This window comes from Lentzea sp. NPDC004789, from assembly GCF_053601075.1.
Window position 1 is genome coordinate 64,458 of the sequence record NZ_JBSGBE010000027.1, and the last position, 21,354, is coordinate 85,811.

General features: G+C 70.5%; 21 protein-coding genes. 9 read left to right on the plus strand and 12 right to left on the minus strand.

Annotated features, from left to right (window positions below; genetic code table 11):
* Positions 1 to 41 precede the first annotated feature (41 nt).
* A complete protein-coding gene (locus tag ACWEIJ_RS40520; protein ID WP_449842595.1) occupies positions 42 to 1,028 on the minus strand; it encodes a polyprenyl synthetase family protein in 987 nt (328 codons plus the stop codon).
* Complete coding sequence (locus ACWEIJ_RS40525; protein ID WP_449842596.1) at positions 1,018 to 1,899, minus strand: phytoene/squalene synthase family protein; 882 nt, start codon at positions 1,897 to 1,899, stop codon at positions 1,018 to 1,020. Before ACWEIJ_RS40525 ends, ACWEIJ_RS40520 begins: the two co-directional genes overlap by 11 nt.
* A 157-nt stretch (positions 1,900 to 2,056) precedes the next feature.
* Between ACWEIJ_RS40525 and ACWEIJ_RS40530 the strand changes: the two genes are divergently transcribed.
* The gene (locus ACWEIJ_RS40530) at positions 2,057 to 2,620 is read left to right on the plus strand and encodes a DUF6230 family protein (RefSeq protein ID WP_449842597.1); all 564 of its coding nucleotides are present in this window, start codon (positions 2,057 to 2,059) and stop codon (positions 2,618 to 2,620) included.
* Positions 2,617 to 3,036 carry a DUF6114 domain-containing protein gene (locus tag ACWEIJ_RS40535; protein ID WP_449842598.1) on the plus strand — a complete coding sequence of 140 codons (420 nt, stop codon included), beginning with the start codon at positions 2,617 to 2,619 and terminating at the stop codon, positions 3,034 to 3,036. Before ACWEIJ_RS40530 ends, ACWEIJ_RS40535 begins: the two co-directional genes overlap by 4 nt.
* 350 nt (positions 3,037 to 3,386) lie before the next feature.
* On the opposite strand, the gene ligA is transcribed toward ACWEIJ_RS40535, so the two are convergent.
* Genes ligA through ACWEIJ_RS40555 form a run of 4 tightly spaced genes read right to left on the minus strand, consistent with a single transcriptional unit; the run spans position 3,387 to position 6,740 of the window.
* A complete protein-coding gene (gene ligA / locus ACWEIJ_RS40540) occupies positions 3,387 to 5,378 on the minus strand; it encodes an NAD-dependent DNA ligase LigA (protein WP_449842599.1) in 1,992 nt (663 codons plus the stop codon).
* Positions 5,379 to 5,435: 57 nt separating this feature from the next.
* Positions 5,436 to 5,906, minus strand: a complete 471-nt coding sequence (locus ACWEIJ_RS40545; RefSeq protein ID WP_449842600.1) for a DUF6653 family protein — start codon at positions 5,904 to 5,906, stop codon at positions 5,436 to 5,438.
* Positions 5,899 to 6,477, minus strand: coding sequence for a TetR family transcriptional regulator (locus tag ACWEIJ_RS40550; protein WP_449842601.1), 579 nt, complete (start codon positions 6,475 to 6,477; stop codon positions 5,899 to 5,901). Before ACWEIJ_RS40550 ends, ACWEIJ_RS40545 begins: the two co-directional genes overlap by 8 nt.
* A 32-nt stretch (positions 6,478 to 6,509) precedes the next feature.
* On the minus strand, positions 6,510 to 6,740 hold the full coding sequence (locus ACWEIJ_RS40555) for a hypothetical protein (RefSeq protein WP_449842602.1): 231 nt from the start codon (positions 6,738 to 6,740) through the stop codon (positions 6,510 to 6,512).
* Between the two features lie 53 nt (positions 6,741 to 6,793).
* On the opposite strand from ACWEIJ_RS40555, the gene ACWEIJ_RS40560 reads away from it, so the two are divergent.
* From ACWEIJ_RS40560 to ACWEIJ_RS40570, 3 genes are all read left to right on the plus strand, one after another.
* Positions 6,794 to 7,846: a pyridoxal-phosphate dependent enzyme gene (locus ACWEIJ_RS40560; RefSeq protein WP_449842603.1), complete on the plus strand. Its 1,053-nt coding sequence runs from the start codon at positions 6,794 to 6,796 to the stop codon at positions 7,844 to 7,846.
* Positions 7,833 to 8,942 carry a M20/M25/M40 family metallo-hydrolase gene (locus tag ACWEIJ_RS40565; RefSeq protein ID WP_449842604.1) on the plus strand — a complete coding sequence of 370 codons (1,110 nt, stop codon included), beginning with the start codon at positions 7,833 to 7,835 and terminating at the stop codon, positions 8,940 to 8,942. The genes ACWEIJ_RS40560 and ACWEIJ_RS40565 overlap by 14 nt, the downstream gene beginning before the upstream one ends.
* Before the next feature lie 75 nt (positions 8,943 to 9,017).
* Positions 9,018 to 12,527, plus strand: coding sequence for an nSTAND1 domain-containing NTPase (locus ACWEIJ_RS40570; RefSeq protein ID WP_449842605.1), 3,510 nt, complete (start codon positions 9,018 to 9,020; stop codon positions 12,525 to 12,527).
* Positions 12,528 to 12,635: 108 nt separating this feature from the next.
* Here ACWEIJ_RS40570 and ACWEIJ_RS40575 read toward each other — a convergent pair whose 3' ends face one another.
* The 5 genes from ACWEIJ_RS40575 to ACWEIJ_RS40595 form a co-directional block, all read right to left on the minus strand.
* Positions 12,636 to 13,010 (minus strand): MerR family transcriptional regulator, encoded by a 375-nt coding sequence (locus tag ACWEIJ_RS40575; RefSeq protein ID WP_449842606.1) that lies wholly within the window; start codon positions 13,008 to 13,010, stop codon positions 12,636 to 12,638.
* Positions 13,011 to 13,174: 164 nt separating this feature from the next.
* A complete protein-coding gene (locus tag ACWEIJ_RS40580; protein ID WP_449842607.1) occupies positions 13,175 to 14,167 on the minus strand; it encodes an acyltransferase family protein in 993 nt (330 codons plus the stop codon).
* The gene (locus tag ACWEIJ_RS40585) at positions 14,164 to 15,117 is read right to left on the minus strand and encodes a D-alanine--D-alanine ligase family protein (protein ID WP_449842608.1); all 954 of its coding nucleotides are present in this window, start codon (positions 15,115 to 15,117) and stop codon (positions 14,164 to 14,166) included. Before ACWEIJ_RS40585 ends, ACWEIJ_RS40580 begins: the two co-directional genes overlap by 4 nt.
* A complete protein-coding gene (gene alr / locus ACWEIJ_RS40590) occupies positions 15,114 to 16,223 on the minus strand; it encodes an alanine racemase (RefSeq protein WP_449842609.1) in 1,110 nt (369 codons plus the stop codon). Before alr ends, ACWEIJ_RS40585 begins: the two co-directional genes overlap by 4 nt.
* Positions 16,208 to 16,825 (minus strand): M15 family metallopeptidase, encoded by a 618-nt coding sequence (locus ACWEIJ_RS40595; protein ID WP_449842610.1) that lies wholly within the window; start codon positions 16,823 to 16,825, stop codon positions 16,208 to 16,210. Before ACWEIJ_RS40595 ends, alr begins: the two co-directional genes overlap by 16 nt.
* A 145-nt stretch (positions 16,826 to 16,970) precedes the next feature.
* On the opposite strand from ACWEIJ_RS40595, the gene ACWEIJ_RS40600 reads away from it, so the two are divergent.
* The 4 genes from ACWEIJ_RS40600 to ACWEIJ_RS40615 all read left to right on the plus strand — a co-directional run bounded on the left by ACWEIJ_RS40600 (position 16,971) and on the right by ACWEIJ_RS40615 (position 19,814).
* Positions 16,971 to 17,765 (plus strand): MBL fold metallo-hydrolase, encoded by a 795-nt coding sequence (locus ACWEIJ_RS40600; protein ID WP_449842611.1) that lies wholly within the window; start codon positions 16,971 to 16,973, stop codon positions 17,763 to 17,765.
* Between the two features lie 21 nt (positions 17,766 to 17,786).
* Entirely contained in the window at positions 17,787 to 18,638 is an 852-nt protein-coding gene (locus ACWEIJ_RS40605; protein ID WP_449842612.1) for an NAD(+)/NADH kinase, read from the plus strand.
* A complete protein-coding gene (locus ACWEIJ_RS40610) occupies positions 18,635 to 18,808 on the plus strand; it encodes a hypothetical protein (protein WP_449842613.1) in 174 nt (57 codons plus the stop codon). Before ACWEIJ_RS40605 ends, ACWEIJ_RS40610 begins: the two co-directional genes overlap by 4 nt.
* 67 nt (positions 18,809 to 18,875) lie before the next feature.
* Positions 18,876 to 19,814 (plus strand): alpha/beta fold hydrolase, encoded by a 939-nt coding sequence (locus ACWEIJ_RS40615; protein WP_449842614.1) that lies wholly within the window; start codon positions 18,876 to 18,878, stop codon positions 19,812 to 19,814.
* Here the strand turns inward: ACWEIJ_RS40615 and ACWEIJ_RS40620 are convergent.
* The gene (locus ACWEIJ_RS40620; protein WP_449842615.1) at positions 19,795 to 21,168 is read right to left on the minus strand and encodes an MFS transporter; all 1,374 of its coding nucleotides are present in this window, start codon (positions 21,166 to 21,168) and stop codon (positions 19,795 to 19,797) included. The two genes, ACWEIJ_RS40615 and ACWEIJ_RS40620, sit on opposite strands and share 20 nt — an antisense overlap.
* Positions 21,169 to 21,354: the final 186 nt, after the last annotated feature.

Consider the following 21,354-nt stretch of genomic DNA (forward strand, 5'->3'; position numbering starts at 1 on the left):
TTCGACCATCTGCCTGCGCGAACTCATGTTGACCTGATCACTCAGCAGCGGCGGCTGATGCTGAGTTCGGTGTAGGCGCGGAGGTTGTCGCGGTGGTGGCCGGGCGGGAGGCGGAGTGCGTGTTTGTCCGCGCGCAGGGCGAACTCCCCGGCGATGGTGTGGGCGCGGTCGAGTGCGCCGGTCTCGGTGAGCAGTGCCTTGAGTTCGGCGTGGGCCTGCTCCGGTGACACGGAGCCGTCAAGAGCGCGGTCCAGGGCGGCCCAGCCGGTGGCGGAGGTGGCTTGGTAGGCGAGGATGAGGGGAAGGGTGAGGCGCTGGTTGTCGAGGTCGCTGATGACGGGTTTGCCGACGGTGGCCTGGTCGGAGAGGTAGGGCAGCAGGTCGTCTTGGATCTGGAAGGCGACGCCCAGGTTCTCTCCGAAGTCGGCCAGGGCCTGGACGGGCTCGGAGGTGGCGCCGGCGAGGATGCCGCCGACCTGGCAGGCGGCGCGGAACAGGGAGGCGGTCTTGTTCCGCACCACGTCGAGGTACTCCCCGATGGTGACGTGGGTCGAGCCGATGAGTTCGAGTTCCTGGTGCTCGCCTTGGCACAGGTCGCGGCACGCCGTGGCCCAGACGGCCGTGGCGTCGATCAGTCGTTCGGCGGGGATGCCGCGGTCGCGGCACATCAGGAGGTTGTCCACCGAGCGGGAGAAGAGCAGGTCGCCGGCGAGCAGGGCGGTGGCGAGGTCGTAGCGGTGCTGGACGGAGTCCCGGCCGCGTCTCATCTCGTCGTTGTCGAGGATGTCGTCGTGCACGAGGCTGGCGACGTGGGCACATTCGACGGAGACGGCGGCCGGCAGCACGGCTTCCACGCTGCCGCCGACGGCCAGCGCGGACTCGATGAGCAACACCGGGCGGAGCAGTTTGCCTGTGGGTTCGAGCGCGTACGCGCAGACCGCGTCGAGGCTGGTGGCCGGGTTCTGGGTACGGCGCAGCAACTCCTCGCGCACCAAGGTGGTGAGGTCGGTGGTGCTGTTATCGGGCATGGGTCAGAGCTCCCAGGGTGCGGACGCGGAACCGCGGTGTTCCGGCGGAGATGTCGTAGTTGCGGCGCTCGAACTCCACGACAAGAGCCTCGAGTTCACGGATCCCGCGGTGCAGCCAGGCTCGGCATTGCGGTTCCACCGCGTCCACAATTCCCTTCCCGTGTTCCCAGAGGGACTGAACGCGTTCCATCTGGAGTCGGATGAGGTTCTGGACCTGCGGATTGTGGTTGCCGGAAATGATGTCGCGCGGGACGAGGCCGAATGCCCGCAGGTCGCTCAGCGGGAGGTAGGTACGGCCTTCGCCGGCGTCTTCGCGGACGTCGCAGACGAAGTCGGCCAGTTGTGCGGCCGTGGCGAGTGCGAGGGCGCGATCGGTGGCGTCGTCACGGATCGGTTCCATGATGTTCAGACCCAGGCGCACCAGTGGTCCGTCGACACGGTGGATGTAGTCGCGCAGATCGCCGAAGGTGGAGTATTCGGTGACCGTGAAGTCTGCGCGAAGCCCGTCGAGATAGGCCTCCACGTCGGCGGCCGCCATCCCCCAGGTCTGCACCGTGTGGAGCAGGGCAGCGCAGATGGGGTGGTCGGACTGCCCTGTCGCCAACGCGTCCCGCACCTGCCGGCACCACACGTCGTACCGCACTGGCCGCAGTGCCGGATCGCCGGTGTCGACCAGGTCGTCGGTGTAGGCCGCGAACGCGGTGAGCGCCCACATCGGTGGACGTTTCCGCAGCGGCAGCAGCGCGGTGCTCGCGCCGAGCACTGCCCGGTCCTCGGACTTGTCCAACACGGCGCGGCAGAACAGATACGCGTCCCGCAGCGCGGGGCCGAGAATGGCCGCACGGTTCAGCGCCTTGCGGTTCAGATACACCGAATTTCCTCACAAGTTCCGCGACAACCGGTGCACTCAACCAGCCGGATGTATGACAGGCAAGAGATCCGCTGAGTGAATCGGCCTGGTTCATTCGATGGGATGAACAACAACTTGTCGCGACGGTGGTGCGGAACTCTTCCCCTATTCTCTCGCCGTGCTCACGGAAGAGGACAGACGCGCCGGCCACACCAGTTGGCGACGGTTCCTGGTCATTGTCGCGCCGACCGTCGCCGCCGCCACGGGCTTGGTTTGCGGCATCGCCAACGGTGCAGTGCCGGTCTCGTTCGCGAATGCGACACCGTTCCGGGTGACCGTGGAACGCATCGACGCCAATGGCTTTGGATTCACCCCCGGAATGTCTCAGCAGACCGGGGCGCTCGCCATCCGCACGAGCCTGTCCGGTGCCACGGTGACCGGGATGTGTCAGTCACAAACCGTGGAGCTGCCCGTGATCGGTGCGGTCACCATGAAAGTGACCGCGAAGACCGTGCACGCCACCAATCTGGTCATCGACGCACACAGCGCCTCCGGGCAGCTCGATCTCCAGAAGCTGGTCATCGGCCCGACCGACAGTGTCACCGGCTACCGCTCCGACGCCGCCGTGCTGGAGAAGGTCACCATCGAGGCCGGTTCAGCGACCGCGGGCACCTTCGCCGCCGACGACGTGAACATCACCATCCGCCCCGGCGCCGCCCCCTGCCCGGTGCCCGCTCCATGAATCGGCTCATCAGGCAGAAGCTCAGGTTGTGGCGTCGTTCGTCGCCGTTCATCGGCGCCCTGCTGACCACGGCCGCCGGCGCAGAACTGGTCGGCGTGGTGCTCACCGCACCGGGCCTGCTCTCAGTGTCCGGCGCCGCCGCACCAGCCAGCTGGCTGCTCGGCGTTCTGCTGATCGTCGCCGGGCTGACCACGCTGTCCGACCCGCGTCTGCGCCACTTCGCCGGCGCCGTCGCAATCGTGTGCGGCCTGCTCAGCCTCGTGCTGTCCAACCTCGGCGGCCTCCTGGCCGGCTGCCTGCTCGCCCTCGTTGGCGGAGCACTCACCCTGGCCTGGGTACCCGCCCCGGACACCGGCACAGGCGAACCGGCAGAGATCTCCGGACATGCGCTCTCAGACGAGAAGACCCCGCGGTGACATCCGATCACCCTCACGCAGCCGGAATCGGCGATCCATCAAGAGTCCGAAGTGGACGGCATCCAGGTTCGGGCGGTCGAGGAGAGAGCCGACCGAGCCCAGCCCAACGGATCTGGGCGACCCGGCAGCTGGATCCACGCGATGAGCGGTCGTGTCGGTATCCCGCTGGCCGTGCGCGTGTCCGCGGTCAAGACCTCCTCACGCACACCGTGATCTCGAAACGCCCTGCTCTGCAGGCAAAGCCGGCCCGCCGGCTCATTGTGAACTGATCACTGCGCCGCACACGCCGACCCCACGCGCGCGGGTCCACCGGCGCGGGCGCGCCGCACGCGAGCGCGCGGGCCGGGCGGTCAGGCGATGCCCGCGCCGATCAGCACCGACCAGATCTCGGCCTGGTCCACCACCTCGACGCCGAGCTTCTCGGCCTTCGTCAGCTTGGCGGCGCCCACGCCGGCGCCGGTGATCAGCATGTCGGTGTTCGCGGACACCGAGGACGCGGCTGTGGCGCCCGCGCGCTCGCACATCTTCTGGAAGGTGGGGCGGGCCACCTTCTCGCCGGACCTCGGGTCGCTGATCGAGCCGGTGATCACGACGGACTTGCCGTCGAGCGGGGCGCCCGCGACCACCTTGGGCGGCAGGTCCTCCTCGCGGACGTCCAGCGACACGCCGCGGGCCCGCAGCCGTTCGATCTCCGGGCGCAGGCGGGCCAGGTGGTGGGTGAGGGACTCGGCGACCTTCTGGCCGATGTCCTCGACGGCCACCAGTTTCTCGACGCCCGCGTCGGCCACCTCTTCGAGGGAACCGAAGCCCGCGCGGCACAGCCTCGCCGCGGTGCCTTCGGAGGCCATCGGGATCGAGAGGCCGATCAGGGCTCGGCGCAGGCCCACGGCGCGGCTGCGGTCGATGGACTCGATCATGCGGGTGGCGGAGACTTCGCCCACGCGGTCGAACTCCAGGAGGCGGTCCTTGGTGAGCGTGTAGAAGTCGGACGGGTTCACCAGGTCGCCGGTCTCGGCGAGGCGTTCGATCCAGACCTGGCCGATGGCGTCGATGTCGGCGGCGGCGCGGGAGGACCAGTGGATCAGGCGGCGCACGGTCTGGGCCGGGCAGGCCTCGTTGGTGCAGAAGAGCTCGCGGCTGTTGCCCTGTTCGGTCAGCTCCTGCTCGCACGACGGGCACGTCGAGGGAGGGACGATCTCGCGCTCGGTGCCGGTGCGCTTCGAGGAGTCGAGGACGCCCGCCACGAACGGGATCACGTCGCCGGCGCGGCGGACCAGGACCGTGTCGCCGATCTTGATGCCGCGTGAGCGGATGACCTCCTGGTTGGCCAGGGTGGCTCGGGTGACCGTGGTGCCGCCCACGAAGACCGGCTCCAGCCAGGCCACCGGGGCGATCTTGCCGGTCTTGCCGACGTCCCAGACCACGTCGAGCAGGACCGTCGTCTTCTCCTCGGCGGCGAACTTGTAGGCGATGGCGCCGCGCGGCGAGGACGACCTGGTGCCCGCGGCGGCGAACGCGTCGCGGTTGGCCAGGCGCAGAACGGCGCCGTCGAGGTCGTAGTCCAGCGAGTTGCGGGCCTGTTCGATGCCCTCGATCAGCTTCTGCGCATCGGCCGCCGACGAGCAGTGGCTCATCTCGGCCACGGAGAAGCCCAGCTTGCGCAGGCCCGCGTCCAGGTCGGAGTCGGCGCTCTCCGGCTCGGTCGTCAGGTCGAACGCGAAGAACTGCATCCGGCGGCCCTCGACGGCCTTCGGGTCCTTCGCGCGCAACGTGCCCGCGGCCGCGTTGCGCGGGTTGATCAGCGGTTTGTCCGGGTGTGCCGCGTTGTAGGCGTCGAACGTCGAGCGCAGCATCACGCACTCGCCGCGCACCTCGACCCGGCCTGGGGCATCGACCTTGTCCGGCACGCCGTCGCACAACGCGCGCGTGAGGAACGTGACGTCGTCGCCCGTCGTGCCGTCGCCGCGCGTGACCGCCCGCGCGAGCCGCCCGTTCTCGTAGACCAGGGCGAGCGAGAGGCCGTCGAGCTTCGGCATGACCACCACGGGCTGGCCGGGGAACCGCGCGAAGAACGCCTCGACCTGCTCGGGCTTGTTCGCCTTTTCGAGTGACAGCATCGGCCGCGAGTGCCGGACGGGCGCGTGCAGCACCGACGGCGCGCCCACGTGGTCGAGCGGGTTGTCCTCCGGCGCCAGCTCCGGGTGCTTCGCGACCAGCGCGCGGAACTCGTCCTCGATCGCGTCGTACTCGGCGTCGGCCACCAGCGGCTCGCCCTGGTAGTAGGCGTCGCGCAGCTCCACGATCCGCGCCGCGAGCTCTGCAATCCGGTCCCCAGCTGTCATGGGCAGGACGTTACCGGGCGGCACCGACAATTCCGTGCAGTCGCGATCGAGCGCCGCTCAAGCCGCGTTCACGCGCTCCCAGAGCCACCCGAACCGGTCAATGCGCCACAGCTGCGCGAGCACCACGAGCGCCGCGCCAGACACCGTCGGCCACAGCCGCAGCGCCACCAGTCCCCAGATCATCAACGCGAACCCGACCGAGCCCACCGCCACGAGCAGCCGCAGCACCGCGCGGTGGTCGGCAGGCACCGACGCACGGTTCTCCAGCCACGCGCGCTCGCCGTAGATGCCCCGCGACGTCCAGCTGCGCGGCTCGGCGACCGGCGGGAACACCTTCACGTTCAGCCACAGCCACCCGGCCACGACGAGCACCGGCACCAGGCACCACCAGCCGATCCACGTGCGGCTCCAGATCGCGAGCAGCATCGCGGGGATCGCCGCGAACCGGGTCCACACGCTCCACGGGTTCGCATGCCTGCGCCACGCGTCGTCGTCCATCCGGAACAGCTTGGCCACCGACTCAACCATTGCCGACCTCCTTGAACGCCACGAGGAACCGGTCATCGGCGAACAGCCCGTGCGTCAACATCTCCAGACCGGCCCGCGCGCCGCGCACGGCCGTAGCGGTCTCCGCCGGATCACCGCCGAGATGCCTGCTCACGTGCCCACTCAGCACCAACGGCGCCAACAGCCACGACACGTACGTCACGGCACGAGCGCGCGCGTCCGCAGAAGGCCGCACCCACCCCTCGTCCTCTCCCTCAGCGAGCCACGCCGAGGTACGAGCCACGATCGAATCGAACAAAGCGGACGCGCTCTCGGTGCCGTCCAGCAACGCACGGGCCAGATACCGGCGAACGGGCGTGGCCGCCTGCAGCACCTCCGCGAGGTCCGCCTCGGAGTCGACGCCCTCCAGCACGTGCTCGTCGCACGCCTGCCGCAGCCCTTCCTTGGACCCGAAGTGGTGCAGCACGAGCGCCGCGGACACGCCGGCATCGGCCGCCACCGCCCGCACGGACGTCCCCGCCACCCCGTCCGCGCCGAACCGGGCCAGGGCGGCGTCCCGGATGCGAGCACGCGCCGTCAGGTCTGAACGCATGTTCAAAGTATTGAACAAACGTTCAGCAAAAGCTAGTCCCGCGGGCCCCGGAGCGTCAGCACGACCCGCAGGACGTGCTCGACGGCCGCCGGGAACACCGCTCCCCGCAGCTCGTCGCGGTGCGCGAGGGTCTGCCCGGCGAACTCGAGCATCCGCTCCGGCCCCACCCGCCGGACCACCAGCGCGGCGACCTCCTCCAGGTCGAGGCCGGGATGGTCGAGACGGGTCAGGGCGAACTCGACGATCAGCTCCTCATCGGTCAACCGCCACCTCCCAGGCGACTCGTCGGTTTTTCCCACCGATACGGATCGAGAACGTGCGCTGGACCGACGATCGGCGTCACCGCACGCTGGTGCTCATGAAGTTCATGCGGCCAGACGCCCGCACCTGGAGGTGCCCGCCCGCCTCCACCGAGGCGCGGGACTTCCACGCGGCACTTCCCGGTTACGCGCCCACTCCGCTGACCGAACTCCCGGCATTGGCGGCCGAACTCCAAGTCGGCCGGTTGTTCGTCAAGGACGAATCCTCCCGGCTGGGCCTGCCCGCTTTCAAGGCCCTCGGCGCGTCCTGGGCGGTGCATCAGGTGCTGAAAGACCAAATCGGACAGACCACGATCACCACGGCGACCGATGGCAACCACGGCCGCGCAATCGCCCGTATGGCACGAATGTTCCGCCAACGCGCGCACATCTTCGTGCCGCACAACGTGCATCCGCACGCCATCAACGCCATTCGGGCCGAACAAGCCGAAGTGACCGTCGTCAACGGGACCTACGACGACGCGGTCGCCATGGCGGCCAAGGCAGATGGAATTCTCATCCAGGACATGGGTTGGCCCGGCTACGAGGAGATCCCGGCCTGGATCGTCGACGGCTACCGCACGCTGTGCGCGGAGATCGACGAGCAGCTGCCGGAGGAACCGGATCTCGTCGTCATCCCCGTCGGCGTCGGCTCGTTCGCCCAGGCCGTGATCACCCACTACCGCGGCCGCGACTCCCGCACCCGCCTGCTGGCCGTGGAACCTGACACCGCCGACTGCGTCCTGACCAGCCTGAAAGCAGGTGAGCTCAGCACCGTCCCGACCGGCGACACGATCATGGCCGGGTTGAACTGCGGCACCCCGTCCGCCACCGCGTGGCCGTTCCTGCGCCACGGCCTGGATGCCGCCGTGGCCGTCTCCGACGCCGAATGCGCCCGCGCGATCGAGGATCTCGCCGCCCTGAACGTCCACTCCGGACCGTGCGGCGCCGCACCGCTCGCGGGACTGCGCGCCGTTCGCGAGGACCTGGGCACCCTGGACACCGTGGTGCTGATCAGCACCGAAGGACGCGACGCCAACCCGAGGGGAGCCGCCGGTGAACCCGCGTGACCTGCTGGCCGAACTGGTCGCCATCGACTCGGTCAACCCGGACCTCGTCCCCGGCGGCAACGGCGAGGCGGCCGTCGCGGACTTCTGCGCCGAATGGTTCAAGCACAACGACTTCGAGATTCACCGCTTGGAGCAACGCCGGTGCAGACCGTCGATCGTCGCCGTACGGAAGGGCACCGGCGGCGGCAGGTCGTTGATGCTCAACGGCCACATCGACACCGTCGGCACCGCGAACTACGACGGCGACCCGCTCAGGCCGGAGATCAGGGACGGCAGGATGTTCGGCCGCGGCACGTTCGACATGAAGGGCGGCGTGGCGGCCATGATGGTCGCCGCCGTCAGAGCCACCGAACGCCCACTGCGCGGAGATGTCATCGTGGCGTGCGTGGCAGACGAAGAGCACGGCAGCTTCGGCACAGAAGAAGTGCTCACCCGGTTCACCGCCGACGCCGCCATCGTCACCGAACCGAGCCACCTCGAAGTCACCCTGGCGCACAAGGGTTTCGTGTGGTTCGACGTGGAGGTCGAGGGCAGGTCCGCGCACGGCTCGCGGCCGGAGCTGGGCGTCGACGCGATCGCCAAGGCCGGCCACTTCCTGGTGGCGCTGGACCGGCTCGACCTCACCCGCGAACACCACCTGCTCGGCAGGGGAACGATCCACGCGTCGCTCATCAGCGGCGGCGAGGAGGCCTCCACCTACCCGTCGAGCTGCCGGATCACGCTGGAACGCCGCACGGTCCCCGGCGAGACCCCGGATCAGGCCGAAGCCGAGCTGACCGGCATCCTCGACCACCTCACCGCCACCGTCGAGGACTTCCGCGCCACGCTCACCCGCGGCCTCGCCAGGGACCCGTTCGAAGCCGACCCGGACGCGGAGATCGTCCGCACGCTCGTGGCCAACCTCGGCGCGCCACCGGTCGTCCGCGCGGAGCCGTTCTGGACCGACTGCGCCCTGCTCGACCGGGCCGGCATCCCGTGCCTGCTGTTCGGCGTCGACGGCGCGGGAGCCCACGCGGCCACCGAGTACGCCGACCTCGCCTCCCTCGACCGCGTGACCGACGTCCTCACCGGCACGATCATCGACTTCTGTCGATGAAATCCGGGAGACAGTCGCACGAGACCGCGTGACACTAGATTTTTCCCGCCGGACGAAGTCACGGGGGAACAGGCAATGCCACGCAAGGAACGGCCGCTCGACGCGGGTGACTCGGCGGTGCTCACGTTCGCGCGCGAGCTCAGGTCATTGCGGGAGAGGGCGGGGAGGCCCACCTACCGCGAGCTCAGCTCGTTGACGCACTACTCGGAAGCCGCGCTCTCCCAGGCCGCGGGCGGGCGCAAGCTGCCGACGCTGCAGGTCACGCTCGCCTACGTGCGGGCGTGCGGCGGCTCGGAGGAGGAGTGGGAACAACGCTGGTACGCCACGGCCGCGGACGAACCGCACCAGCAACCCGACGCCACCGCGCCCTACGTGGGCCTGGCACCGTTCCAGCAGGAGGACGCGACCCGTTTCTTCGGGCGGGACCGGTTGGTCGCCCAGCTGGAGGAGCAGGTGGACGAGCACCGCGTCGTGCTGGTCGTCGGCGCTTCGGGTGCGGGCAAGTCCTCGCTGCTCAGGGCCGGTCTGATGCCGCGGCTGGGCAACCGCGCGGTCCTGTTCACGCCGGGTCCGCGCCCGCTCGACGAGTGCGTCAAGGTGCCCGCGACCGCCGACACCGTCCTGGTCGTCGACCAGTTCGAGGAGATCTTCACGCTCTGCGAGGACCGTGAGGTCCGACGGCGTTTCGTCGAGCAGATCACCGAGCATCGCGTCGTGCTGGGCGTACGGGCGGATTTCTACGGCCACTGCACGGACTTCCCCGCGCTGGTCAAGGCCATGGGCACCGCACAGCTGACCGTCGGCCCGATGACCACCGACGAGCTTCGTGCCGCCATCATCCAACCCGCCCGCACCACCGGGCACACCGTCGAGACCGCCCTGGTGGCCGAACTGGTCGCCAACTGCGTGGAGCAGGCGGGCGCGCTGCCGTTGCTCTCGCACGCGCTCCTGGAGACCTGGCACCGCCGCAAGGGCAACACCCTGACGCTGCAGGGCTTCCGCGCCGCCGGCGGGTTCGAGGGCGCCCTGAGCCGCACGGCCGAGGCGGTGTTCGGCGAGTTCACGCCGCGGCAGCAGGAGCTGGTGCGGTCGTTGTTCATCCGGCTGACCGCGGTCGGCGACGGCACCGAGGACACCAAACGCCGCATCAGCCGCGCCGAGCTGGACGACGAACCGGAGGCCGCGCTGGTCCTCGAAGCCCTGACCGGCCACCGGCTCGTCACGGTCGACCAGGACCGGATCGAGATCACCCACGAGGCCCTGATCCGCTGCTGGCCCCGGCTGCGGGAGTGGCTCGCGGCGGACCGCGACGGCCTGCGCGCCCACCGCGACCTGGCCGAGGCCGCGGCCGTGTGGGAGTCGCTCGACCGCGACCCCGGCGCCCTGTTGCGCGGCGCCCGCCTCGCGTCGTTCCGCTCCTGGCTCGCCGAGCCGCCGCAGCCGCTCACCACCCGCGAACGGGAGTTCCTCACCGCCGGTCTCAGCGCGGAGTCCGCCGGTCGCCGCCGGCTGCGACTGCTCGTGGGCCTGCTGACCGTGCTGCTGGTCGCCACCACCGCGGTCAGCATCGCGGCGCTGCGGGCCACCTCGGAGGCCACCGACCAGCGCAACAACGCGCTCTCGCAGAAGGTCGCCCAGGACGCCAAACGACTGCACGGCACCGATCCGGCCCTCGCCGCCCAGCTCGCCCTCGCCGCCTACCGGGTCGCCCCCACGCCGGACGCCCGCGGCGCGCTGCTCAGCGCGTTCACCCCGTCCTACGCCACCCGGTTGACCGCCCACCGCGACAACGTCAACTCCGTCGCGTACGCGCCGCGAAGACGGCTGCTCGCCAGCTCCAGCCGGGACCGCTCGGTCAGGCTGACCGACGTCGCCGACCCGCACCACCCGCGCGAGGTCGCCACTCTCACCGGCCACACCGACAACGTCGTCAACGTCGCGTTCAACTCCGACGGCACGATCCTCGCCACCGCAGGATGGGACCGCACGGCACGGTTGTGGGACACCACCACCGGCACCGTGCTCGCCACCATCAGCCAGGCCGATCTCGTCAACGCCGTGGCGTTCAGCAGCGACAACCACGTCCTGGCCACCGGGAGCGCCGACCGGACCGTCACGCTGTGGGACCTCACCGACCCGCGCGAACCACGCCGGACCGCCGTGCTCCCCCACTCCGGCGCCGTCATCTCACTCGCGTTCAGCCCCACAGCGCCGTTGCTCATCGCGGGCGCCACCGACGGCGTGGCCCGCCTATGGGACTTGAGCGGCACCCCGGCGTCACGTGACCTCGTGGGCGACAACGCGGTCGCCTTCAGCCCCGACGGCCGCCAGATCGCGACGAGCCGCGACCGCACGGTCCGCGTCTGGCCGGTCGCGGGCGGCGAACCGCGCGTCCTGGCCGGGCACACCGACGTCGTGCGCGGCCTGGCGTTCAGCCCGGACGGCCGCCTCGCCAGCACCGGCGTCGACCGCACCACCCGCGTCTGGGACCTCGGCGCCGACGACCCGCTCGTGCTCACCGGCCACACCGCCGCGGTCGTCTCAGCCGCGTTCGCCGGCACCGCGCTGGCCACCGCGAGCGACGACCACACCGTCCGGCTCTGGGACCTGCCCGGCGACCTGCTCCAGGCCCACAGCGACTCCGTGTACTCCGTGGCCACCCATGGCGCGCTAGTCGCCACCGGCAGCTACGACCGCACGGTCAAGCTGTGGCACGACGGCCGCCTCCTGACCGTCCTCAGTGGACCGACGGATGCCGTGAACACCGTCCGGTTCTCCCCCGACGGCAGGACGCTGCTCGCGGCGAGCGCCGACCACCGCGTGCACCGCTGGAACATCACCGACCCGCGGAGACCCGAGGTGCTCCCCGCGCTGGCCGGCCACTCCGACGCGGTGAACGCCCTGGCCGTCAGCCCGGACGGCACCCTCGTCGCCTCCGGCAGCACGGACCGCACCATCGTCCTGTGGGACGCGCACACCGGTACCTCGCTCGGCACCCTGACCGGCCACACCGACTCGGTCGAAGCACTCGACTTCAGCCGAGACGGCCGCCTGGCCAGCGGTTCCGCCGACTTCACCGCCCGCATCTGGGACGTCGGCCGGCGCACCGTCGTCACCCACCTCGACGGCCAGGACCACGCCGTCAAGTCGGTCGCGTTCAGCCCCGACGGCACCCGGCTCGCGACCGGCGGCACCGACTTCGCCGTCCGCGTCTGGGACACCGCCACCGGCGCCCGCACCGCCGAGCTCACCGGCCACACCGACACCGTGCACGCCGTCGCGTTCTCCCCCGACGGCAGCGTCCTCGCCAGCGCCGGTGCCGACCACGACGTGCGGCTCTGGCGGCCGGCCGACCACACCCCGCTCGCCACCCTCACCGGCCACGCCGACCGGGTCTACGCGCTGACGTTCGGCCAGGACGGCACACTGCTCAGCGCGGGCGGCGACCGCACGGTCCGGCGGTGGGAGACCGACGACCGGCACGCCGCCGAACGGATCTGCGCCACGGCCAGCCCACCGCTGACCGAGCCGGACTTCGACCGCTACTTCCCCGGAGTCGACCACACCTCGCTCTGCTCGAACTGACGGTCACGACGATCGCGGCAAACCGACATCCCTCATGACGACCTGTCTAGCCGCCAGGAATTCTTCACGTTCGAGGTCAGCGCACTGATCAACGAACGTCGAACAACGTCAGGGCGCCAGCCTCCGCTTGAAGTCGGGGCACTCGACCAACGGCTCGTGCGTGCACGTCGAGGCGTGGTCGAGGCTGTCGCGCATGCGTTGCAACCGCGCGATGTCCTCTTCGAGCTCCTGGGCCTTCTCGGCCATTCTGGCGCGCAACGCGGTGTCACCCGGCGTCGCGACGAGGAACCGGCTGATCTCCGCGATCGAGAACCCGGCCCGGCGCGCGCAGTTGATCAGCTCCAGCCGGGCCAGCACCTCGGGCGCGTAGGTGCGGCGCAGACCGTTGCGGCCGCTCGGCTCGAGCAGGCCCTTCTTCTCGTAGAACCGCAGGGCCGACGGTGCCAGCCCCGTCTTCTCCGCGACTTCGGCGATGTCCAGCACGTGATCGAGGCTAACCGCGATCTTGACGATCCTCGAACAAAGCCCGAACCGCTCCCAGTCGCGGCAACGTAGCGTCCCGAACGTTTTGCTGACGACGCCGTCGCCCTGGAGAAGGCCCTCGACGTGCTACTGCGCCGACCCCGCCGCGCCCGGCGGCCGGCACCTCAAGCCGGCCTGGCCGGCTCTGGTGAACGGCTACCTCGCCGCATGACCGGCTCCTCGACGTAACGCCAGCTCAGCGCCGCCGCCACGACCGTGAGGACCGCGGCGATCGGTCCGGCGGCGGCGCCCAGTTCCGGACGCAGCCACAACGTCAGCGGGTAGTTCCACAGGTAGGCGCCGTACGACAGCACGCCCAGCGCCACGAGCGGGCGGATCGGCGTCGCCACGGTCTCCCACTTCGACCAGACCAGCAGCAACACGGCCGTGCAGCCGGAGATCGCCGGACCCGCGACCAGGTACGTCAGCACATTGCCGCGCAACGGGATCACCGACAGGACGGCCAGCCCCACCAGCGCGACCGGGACCGCCCACCTCGGTGCGCTGGTCAGCTTGAGCCTCGTCGCCGCACCGATCACGAAGCACACGAACCACGACGTCGGCAGCGCGTAGGCGTTGTCGGCGTTGGGCCACAACCAGATCAGCGTCGCGGTGCAGGCCGCGAGCGCGGCCAGTGCCGTGACCACCAGGACCGCGCCCGTGCGGTTGCGCACCCACGCGAAGGCCAGCAGGGCCGGCCACAGCAGGTAGAACTGCTCCTCGGTGGCGAGCGTCCAGCTGTGGAACGCCGCCGGGCTGACCCCGCCGATCGGCAGGTTGCCGGTGAACGTCACCAGCACCACGGCGGTCCTGAGCAGCTTGTCGCGTTCGCCCAGCGGGTCGAACACGAGCGTGACGAACGCGAAGATCACCGTCAGCACCAGCAGCGCGGGCAGCAGCCTGCGGGCCCGGCGCAGGTAGAACCGCTTGAAGTCGACGCGCCCCTTGCCGCGCAGCTCCCGGCTGAGCACACCCGTGATCAGGTAGCCGCTCAACGTGAAGAAGACGACGACGCCGACCACACCGGCGCCGGGGAACACGTCGGGGAACGCGTGCCGCAGCATCACCAGCAGAATCGCGATGCCGCGCAACACGTCCAGACCAGCGATGCGCTTCACCGCACCGCCCCGCGGACGAGCTTGTCCAGCAGGTCCGAATAGGACAGACCGGTGGCCTTGAACATCTTCGGCACCTGAGACTCCGACGTCATGCCCGGCATGGTGTTGACCTCGTTGAGCACCAGGCCGTCAGCGGTCAGGAAGAAGTCGACCCGCGCCAGGCCACGACAGCCGAGCGCCTCGTAGACCCGCAGCGCCGCGTCCTCCAGCGCCTTGAGCTCGGTGTCCGCGAGCGGCGCCGGGATGAGGAACTTGGCGCTGCCGTCGTACTTCACCGCGGTGTCGAACAGGCCGGGGACCTGGATCTCCAGCGGCGGCCCGGTCCTGCGGCCCTCGTCCGGGTCGTCGAGCACGGCGATGTCGATCTCCCTGCCGTGCAGGACCTCCTCCACGAGCACCCGGTCGTCCAGCTCCAGCGCCTGGCGGACCGCGGGTTCGAGGTCCGCCTCGTGCTCGACGAGCCGCACCCCGAAGCTCGACCCCGCCGCGACCGGCTTCACCACCACCGGGCCGGTGAAGTCCACAGTGGACGGATCGGTGACGAGCTTCGCCGCCGCGGTGCGAACCCCGACCGCCTCGGCGACGAGCTTGGTGGCCCACTTGTCCATCGCCAGCGCACCGGCCCGCAGCGGCGAGCCCACGTACGGCACGCCGGCCAGTTCGCACAGGCCCGCCAGCGTGCCGTCCTCGCCCAACGGCCCGTGCACCAGCGGCAACACGACGTCGCAGGTCGCCAGCACGTCGAGCGCGGCGGCGAGGCTGCCGGAAGTCCGCGTGTCGAGCACCTGGCCGCTCTGCCCGCACCACCTGCCGTCGCGGCCGATGGTGAGCGAGACGGCCTCGTACCTGACCGGGTCGAGCGCGGCCCGCACCGATGCCGCCGACGCGACCGACACGTCGTGCTCGCAGTTCTGCCCGCCGCCGATGACGGCGACGCGGGTCCTCCTCATCGCACGAACCTCCGCACCCGCGCACCGATCCCCGTCACGATCTCGTGCGGGATCGTGCCCGCCCACAACGCCCAGTCCGCCACCGTCGGCTCGCCCTCGTCCCCAGCTCCGAACACCACTGCCTCGCCCCCCGGCACCACCGCGTCGTCCCCTACGTCCACCACGACCTGGTCCATCGAGATCATCCCCACGACCGGACGCCGGCGTCCGGCCAGAAACACCTCCGCACGCCCGGAGGCCGTGCGGGGCAAGCCATCCGCGTACCCGACCGGCAACAGCGCCAACGTCGTCGCACGCTCGGTCACGTGCACATGGCCGTAACCGACACCGGTCCCCTCGGACACCCGTCGCACCTGGACCACCGGCGCCGTGAACCGCAGCGCGGAACGCAGCCGGGTGGTCCCGGACGGGTCGATGCCCACCAGACCGGCGCCGATGCGGACCAGGTCCAGATGGGTGCCGGGATCGGTCAACGCCGCGCTCGTGGCGGCCAGATGCCGCACCGACGGCCGCAACCCGGCCTGGCGCGCCATCGCCACACCACGCATCAGGGCGCGCCGGCCGGCCGCGTTGGCGCCGGGCGTGTCCGCGCACGGCAGGTGCCCCATCACGCCGACGACCGAGATCCTCCCCGCCAGCTCGGCCCGCCGGGCCGCGGACATCAGCGCGAGCCACGTGTCCGGTGAGGCGCCGTCGCGGGCCATCCCGGTGTCGAGCTGCAGGTGCACCCGCACCGGCCCGGCCTGCTCGACCGCCGCGAGGTGTTGCAGGCTCGGCACGCTCAGGTCGATCCCGTACCGCACCGCCGTCCTGACGTCGGCGTCCACCGGGTTCAGCCAGCTGAGCACCGGAACGTCCACACCGGACTCGCGCACCGCCACCGCCTCGGCGAGCGACGTGACGCCGAGCCACGTGGCACCGGCGGCGACCGCCGTCCGCGCGACGTCGCGCAGCCCGTGCCCGAACCCGTCCGCCTTCACCACGGCCATGACCTCGCCGCGGGCCAGCTCCACGAACCGCCGGGTGTTGGCCGCCACCGCGGCGAGGTCCACCGACAGCGACGGCTCGGCCGCGGCCTGGCGAATGCTCGTCACGAGCGCGCCCACGCAGGCACCTCCGCTGGTCCGTAGAGGGCGAAGTCGGCGCCGGTCAGCAGGGCCCAGTAGCGATCGCCGTAGGACCAGTGCCACCACTCGGTCGGATAGTTGACCAGCCCGGCCCCGCTCAACGCGTCGGCCAGCACGGTCCGGTTGCGCCGTGCCTCCGCGTCCACCTCGGCGGCGAAGAAGCACGCGCCGTCGCTCTGCTCGGGCGTGGCGTCGACCGCGGTGCCCATCCACAGCTCGTCACCCCAGTCGTCGACCAGCGTGAGGTCCACCGCGGCACCCGCCACGTGCGGCGCGACCGCCAGCGGCGCGACGAACCGGCTCGACAAGCGGTCCAGCTCGACCGCGTCCGCGTCCGGGTGCAGTTCCCGCAGCTCACCGGTGTACCGCTCGATGATCGCGCTCTGGTCGGCGATGCTGCGGTGCCCCTCGATCACCTTGAGGTCCACACCGGACGGCAGCGCGTTGCGCGCCTCGACGAGCCGCAGCGCGAGCCCCTGCCTGACGAGCACGTCAGGCGCGAAGACTAATGGCACCAACGGATCACCGTTGTCGAGCACGCGAACGGCGCGCACGACCGGATCTGCCAGCAGGATGGTCATGTGGCCAACCTAGGAAGGCACGCCCCCACCGAACTCCTCCTCAAGGTCACCCCGCCCAGCCGAACGGCTGGTTCGACAACGTCCACATCGGCCGATCGGCTGAGGGCTTGACTTGAACCGTGCTTCAAGTCGCACTCTCGACGGCATGAAGATCCATCACCTGAACTGCGGTTCTGTCCGCGAGATCGACCATACCTGCGGAGATCTGCCGAGCGCACACGCTGTTAATCACTGTCTTCTGCTGGAAACCGACACCGGACTCGTGCTGGTCGAAACCGGACTCGGACTCGACGACATCCACCGTCCAAATGAGACGCTCGGCGCGGAATGGGTGCAGATGGCCCAACCGGCGTTGAACGAGGAGGAAACCGCCATTCGACAGCTGGAACGCCGTGGTTTCGACCCGGCGGACGTCCGGCACGTGCTGCTCACCCACCTCGACGTCGACCACTGCGGAGGCCTGCCGGACTTCCCGCGGGCCGCGGTCCACGTGCTGGACGCCGAACTGCGCGCGGCACTGGCACAGGCCCCCAGCCGCCGCTACCGCCCGGCGCACTGGGCGCACGGTCCACAGTGGCGCACCTACGAGTCCACCGACGACACGTGGTTCGGGCTTCCCGCGATCCAGCCCACCGGCCTGCCCGACACGGTCAAACTGGTCCCGCTGGGCGGCCACACCGCCGGCCACACCGGCATCGCGGTGCACGACGGCACGCGGTGGCTCCTGCACTGCGGGGACGCCTACTACTACCACCGCGAACTGCTGGCCGACCCCGAACCGCACCCGATCCTCGACATCGTGCAGACCTCCTCCGAGGTCGACCACGACAAGAGGATCACCACCCAGTCCCGGCTGCGCGCCCTCGCCCGCGACCACGCCGACGAGGTGACGCTCTTCAGCGCACACGACCCGTGGGAATTCGGCAGACTGGCGGGGTGACCCGACTGAGGAACCGCTGACGTGCACGCCGCCGGCCTGGTGCTGCACCCGCAACGAGACTCCGCCGCCGCCGTCGAGGCCGTGCTCGGCTGGGCGACCAGCCGCGGTGTCGAGATCCTCGGCATCTCCGACGAGATCCAGCGACTCCGCTGCGAGGCCACCCCGGTCTCCGCGCAGGAGCTGGCGCGCCGAGCCGACCTGGTCGTGAGCCTCGGCGGTGACGGCACGATGCTGCGCGCCATGCGCATGGCCGACGGCGAGCACGCCCCTGTCCTGGGCGTCAACCTGGGCAAGCTCGGCTTCCTCGCCGAGGTCGACGTCCCGGACCTGCCCGCCGCCCTCTCCGCGATCGACGCCCACGACTTCACCGTCGAACCCCGCCTGGCCGTCGACGCGGTGTTCAACGGCAGCAAGGTCACGGCGTTCAACGACATCGCCGTAGTACGCGTACCGGGCGACGGCAGCGCACGGGTGGCCGTGCGCGTGGCCGGCCAACCGTTCGTCAGCTACGCCGCGGACGCCGTCATCGTCGCCACCCCGACCGGCTCCACGGCCTACAGCTTCTCCGCGGGCGGCCCGATCACCAGCCCGTCCGTGGAAGCCCTGCTGGTCACCCCGGCCGCACCGCACTCCGCCTACAGCCGCGGCGTGGTGCTGTCGGTGCACGACGAGGTCGACCTCGACCTGCTCCCGTCCAGCGGCCGCCTCGCCGTGGAGGTGGACGGCATCGTCGCCGGCTACCTCGAACCGGGCTCGCGCATCTCGCTGCGGGGACGGCCCGGCGCGGCTCGGGTGGTGCGGCTCGGGATGACCACCTTCTACCAGCGAGCGCGGCGCAAGCTGCACCTGACGGACTCGGCGGAGCTGTCGTGAGGCTGCGCGAGTGGACCGTCGAGGACGCCGGTGAGCGCTGCGGCAACGTCGCGGTGGACATCGAGAACGGCGTCGGTCACGTGTCCGGTCCGTTCGTGGCGTGGACCTTCGCGCACCACGACGTTCGTGATCCGGTCTGGCCGACCGTGGCGTGTCAACTGACTCCCTGAGGCCGGTCCCGCCACCTAGGCTCTACGCGCGCTCGGCGAGCGCCGGGCTGAATGGGGGCACCGAGAGATGTCAGAGCTGAACAGACGCAGCGTGTTCGCGCTGGGCGCGGCGCTGGCGGCCACGACGGGCACCGGGGTCGCGGCCGCCGGCAGCGAGCACGAGGCGGAGCTGCCAGGCTTCCGGCACAACCACGCGCAGGTCAACGGGGTGCGTCTGCACTACGTGACGGGTGGGCGCGGTGAGCCGCTGGTGTTGTTGCCGGGCTGGCCGCAGACGTGGTGGGAGTTCCACAAGATCATGCCCGCGCTGGCCGCGCGGTCCCGGGTGATCGCGGTCGACCTGCGCGGGATGGGCGGGTCGGAGAAGCCTCAGGGCGGGTTCGACAAGAAGACGATGGCGACCGACATCCACGAGCTGGTCAAGAAGCTCGGGTGTGCAAAGGTCAACATCGCCGGGCACGACATCGGCAGCCAGGTCGCGTTCAGCTTCGCGGCGAACTTCCCGGACGCCACGCGCAAGGTGGCGTTCATGGACGTCCTGCACCCCGACGAGGGCTACTACCACATCCCGCTGTTGCCGCCGCCCGGTCAGTTCAGCCTGTGGTGGTTCGCGTTCAACCAGGTGCAGACGTTGCCCGAGCAGTTGCTCGCCGGGCGGTTCCGGTTCCTGCTCGACTGGTTGTTCGCCAACACCGCGTTCAACCCGGACGCGCTCGACGAGCGGTCCCGGTCGATCTACGCGCGGGCGTACGACACGCCGGAGGCGATCCGGGCGAGCAACGGCTGGTACAAGGCGTTCCACCAGGACATCGCCGACGGCAAGACGTACGCGAAGCTGACGCCGCCCGTGCTGGGGCTTGCTTCCGTGTTGTCGCACGACCAGATGGCCGCGGCGCTGCCGAACGTCGCGACCACCTTCAAGACCGTGGCGATCAACGCCGGGCACTGGCTCGCCGAGGAGCAGCCGGACGACGTCGCCCGTGAGCTCACGGAGTTCTTCGGCTGACCCGCGGGATGAACGCCGCGACCGCCACTGCCAGCAGTGCGGTCGCGGCACCCAGACCCATGATCAGGCGGAAGCTGAACGGGATCGTCACCTGCGTCAGGACGACGCCCGCCACCGCGCTGGAGATCGACGTGCCGATCGCGCGCATCAGGGTGTTGAGGCTGTTGGCGGCGGCGGTTTCGGACGTCGGCACGGCGCCCATGATGAGCGCGGGCATCGCGCCGTAGGCCAGGCCGATGCCGGCGCCGATCGTGGCCGACACGACGACCAGCTGCCACACCGCGGACATCAGGAAAACCCCTGCGCCGTAACCGAAAGCGACGACGAGCGCGCCGAGCATCAGGGTGGCCCGCGGTCCCCGTGCCGTGGTGACCCGTGCCGACACCGGTGCCATCGCCATCATCACCAGCCCGGACGGCACCAGCACGAGGCCCGTGACGAGCAACGACTGACCAAGGCCGTGCCCGGTGGCCTTGGGCAGCTGCAGGATCTGCGGCAGCACCAGCGACTGCGCGAACATGGCGAACGCGAACACCGCCGAGGCGACGTTGGTCAGCAGCACCTGACGTCGTGCCGTGGTGCGCAGGTCGACCAGCGGCTGGGTGATCCGCAGCTCCCACCAGCCCCACAGCAGCAGCGTCACGGCGGCCGCCGTGAACAGGCCCGTGGTGGCACCGGCGCTCCACGAGGACGCCTTGGAGACGCCGAGCAGCAGGCAGATCAACGCCACCGAAAGGCCAAGTGCGCCAACGAGGTCGAAGCGGCCACCGCTGCGGACCGCCGACTCCGGCACGAAGATCAGCACCGCGGCCAGCACGAGGACGCCGGCCACCGCCGCGGTCCAGAACAGCACGTGCCAGTCGCTCTGCTCGGCCAGGAACGCGGCGGCGGGCAGACCCAGCGCTCCCCCGACGCCCAGCGAGGCGCTCATCAGCGCGGTCGCCGACGCCAGCCGTTCCGCGGGCAGCTCGTCGCGCATGATGCTGATGCCGAGCGGGATCACGCCGACCGCGAGCCCCTGCACGACCCGGCCCGCGATCATGGGCAGCAGCGAGTGGCTGAGCGCGGCGATCGCCGAGCCCAGGACCAGCATGACCAGGCTGACCAGCAGCATGCGGCGCTTGCCGTACATGTCGCCGAGGCGGCCGACGACCGGTGTCGCGACCGCGCCGGCGAGCAGCGTGGAGGTGATCACCCACGCGGTGTCGCCCGGTGACGAGCCCAGGAGCTGCGGAAAACGCGGCAGGAGCGGGATCACCAGCGTCTGCATCAGCGACACGACGATGCCGCCCAGAGCCAGCACGGCCACGACGACGTTCGGCCGGGTCACCGGCCGCGTTTCTGCGAGGAGCACGTCGCCATCCTAAGTCAGTCACTTGACTTAAAGCGACCCCATGGACATGTTGGAAAAGCAGACGAACTGCCGCGTTTCCCGTCTCCGCCGACGCGGCGCTGGAACCGCCGGCCGAGTGGGCCGAGCTGTGGTCGAAGTGCCCGTGGCGCACTGGCGTCCGAGTTGGGCCTGCGCCGCAGCCCCGAC

What these genes read in the sequence shown, in the direction of transcription:
- ACWEIJ_RS40550 (WP_449842601.1), bottom strand. Translation starts at nt 6,477, where the DNA reads ATGCGTTCAGACCTGACGGCGCGTGCTCGCATCCGGGACGCCGCCCTG.
- ACWEIJ_RS40570 (WP_449842605.1), top strand. Translation starts at nt 9,018, where the DNA reads ATGCCACGCAAGGAACGGCCGCTCGACGCGGGTGACTCGGCGGTGCTC.
- ACWEIJ_RS40520 (WP_449842595.1), bottom strand. Translation starts at nt 1,028, where the DNA reads ATGCCCGATAACAGCACCACCGACCTCACCACCTTGGTGCGCGAGGAG.
- ACWEIJ_RS40615 (WP_449842614.1), top strand. Translation starts at nt 18,876, where the DNA reads ATGTCAGAGCTGAACAGACGCAGCGTGTTCGCGCTGGGCGCGGCGCTG.
- ACWEIJ_RS40595 (WP_449842610.1), bottom strand. Translation starts at nt 16,825, where the DNA reads ATGACCATCCTGCTGGCAGATCCGGTCGTGCGCGCCGTTCGCGTGCTC.
- ligA (WP_449842599.1), bottom strand. Translation starts at nt 5,378, where the DNA reads ATGACAGCTGGGGACCGGATTGCAGAGCTCGCGGCGCGGATCGTGGAG.
- ACWEIJ_RS40535 (WP_449842598.1), top strand. Translation starts at nt 2,617, where the DNA reads ATGAATCGGCTCATCAGGCAGAAGCTCAGGTTGTGGCGTCGTTCGTCG.
- ACWEIJ_RS40585 (WP_449842608.1), bottom strand. Translation starts at nt 15,117, where the DNA reads ATGAGGAGGACCCGCGTCGCCGTCATCGGCGGCGGGCAGAACTGCGAG.
- ACWEIJ_RS40545 (WP_449842600.1), bottom strand. Translation starts at nt 5,906, where the DNA reads ATGGTTGAGTCGGTGGCCAAGCTGTTCCGGATGGACGACGACGCGTGG.
- ACWEIJ_RS40600 (WP_449842611.1), top strand. Translation starts at nt 16,971, where the DNA reads ATGAAGATCCATCACCTGAACTGCGGTTCTGTCCGCGAGATCGACCAT.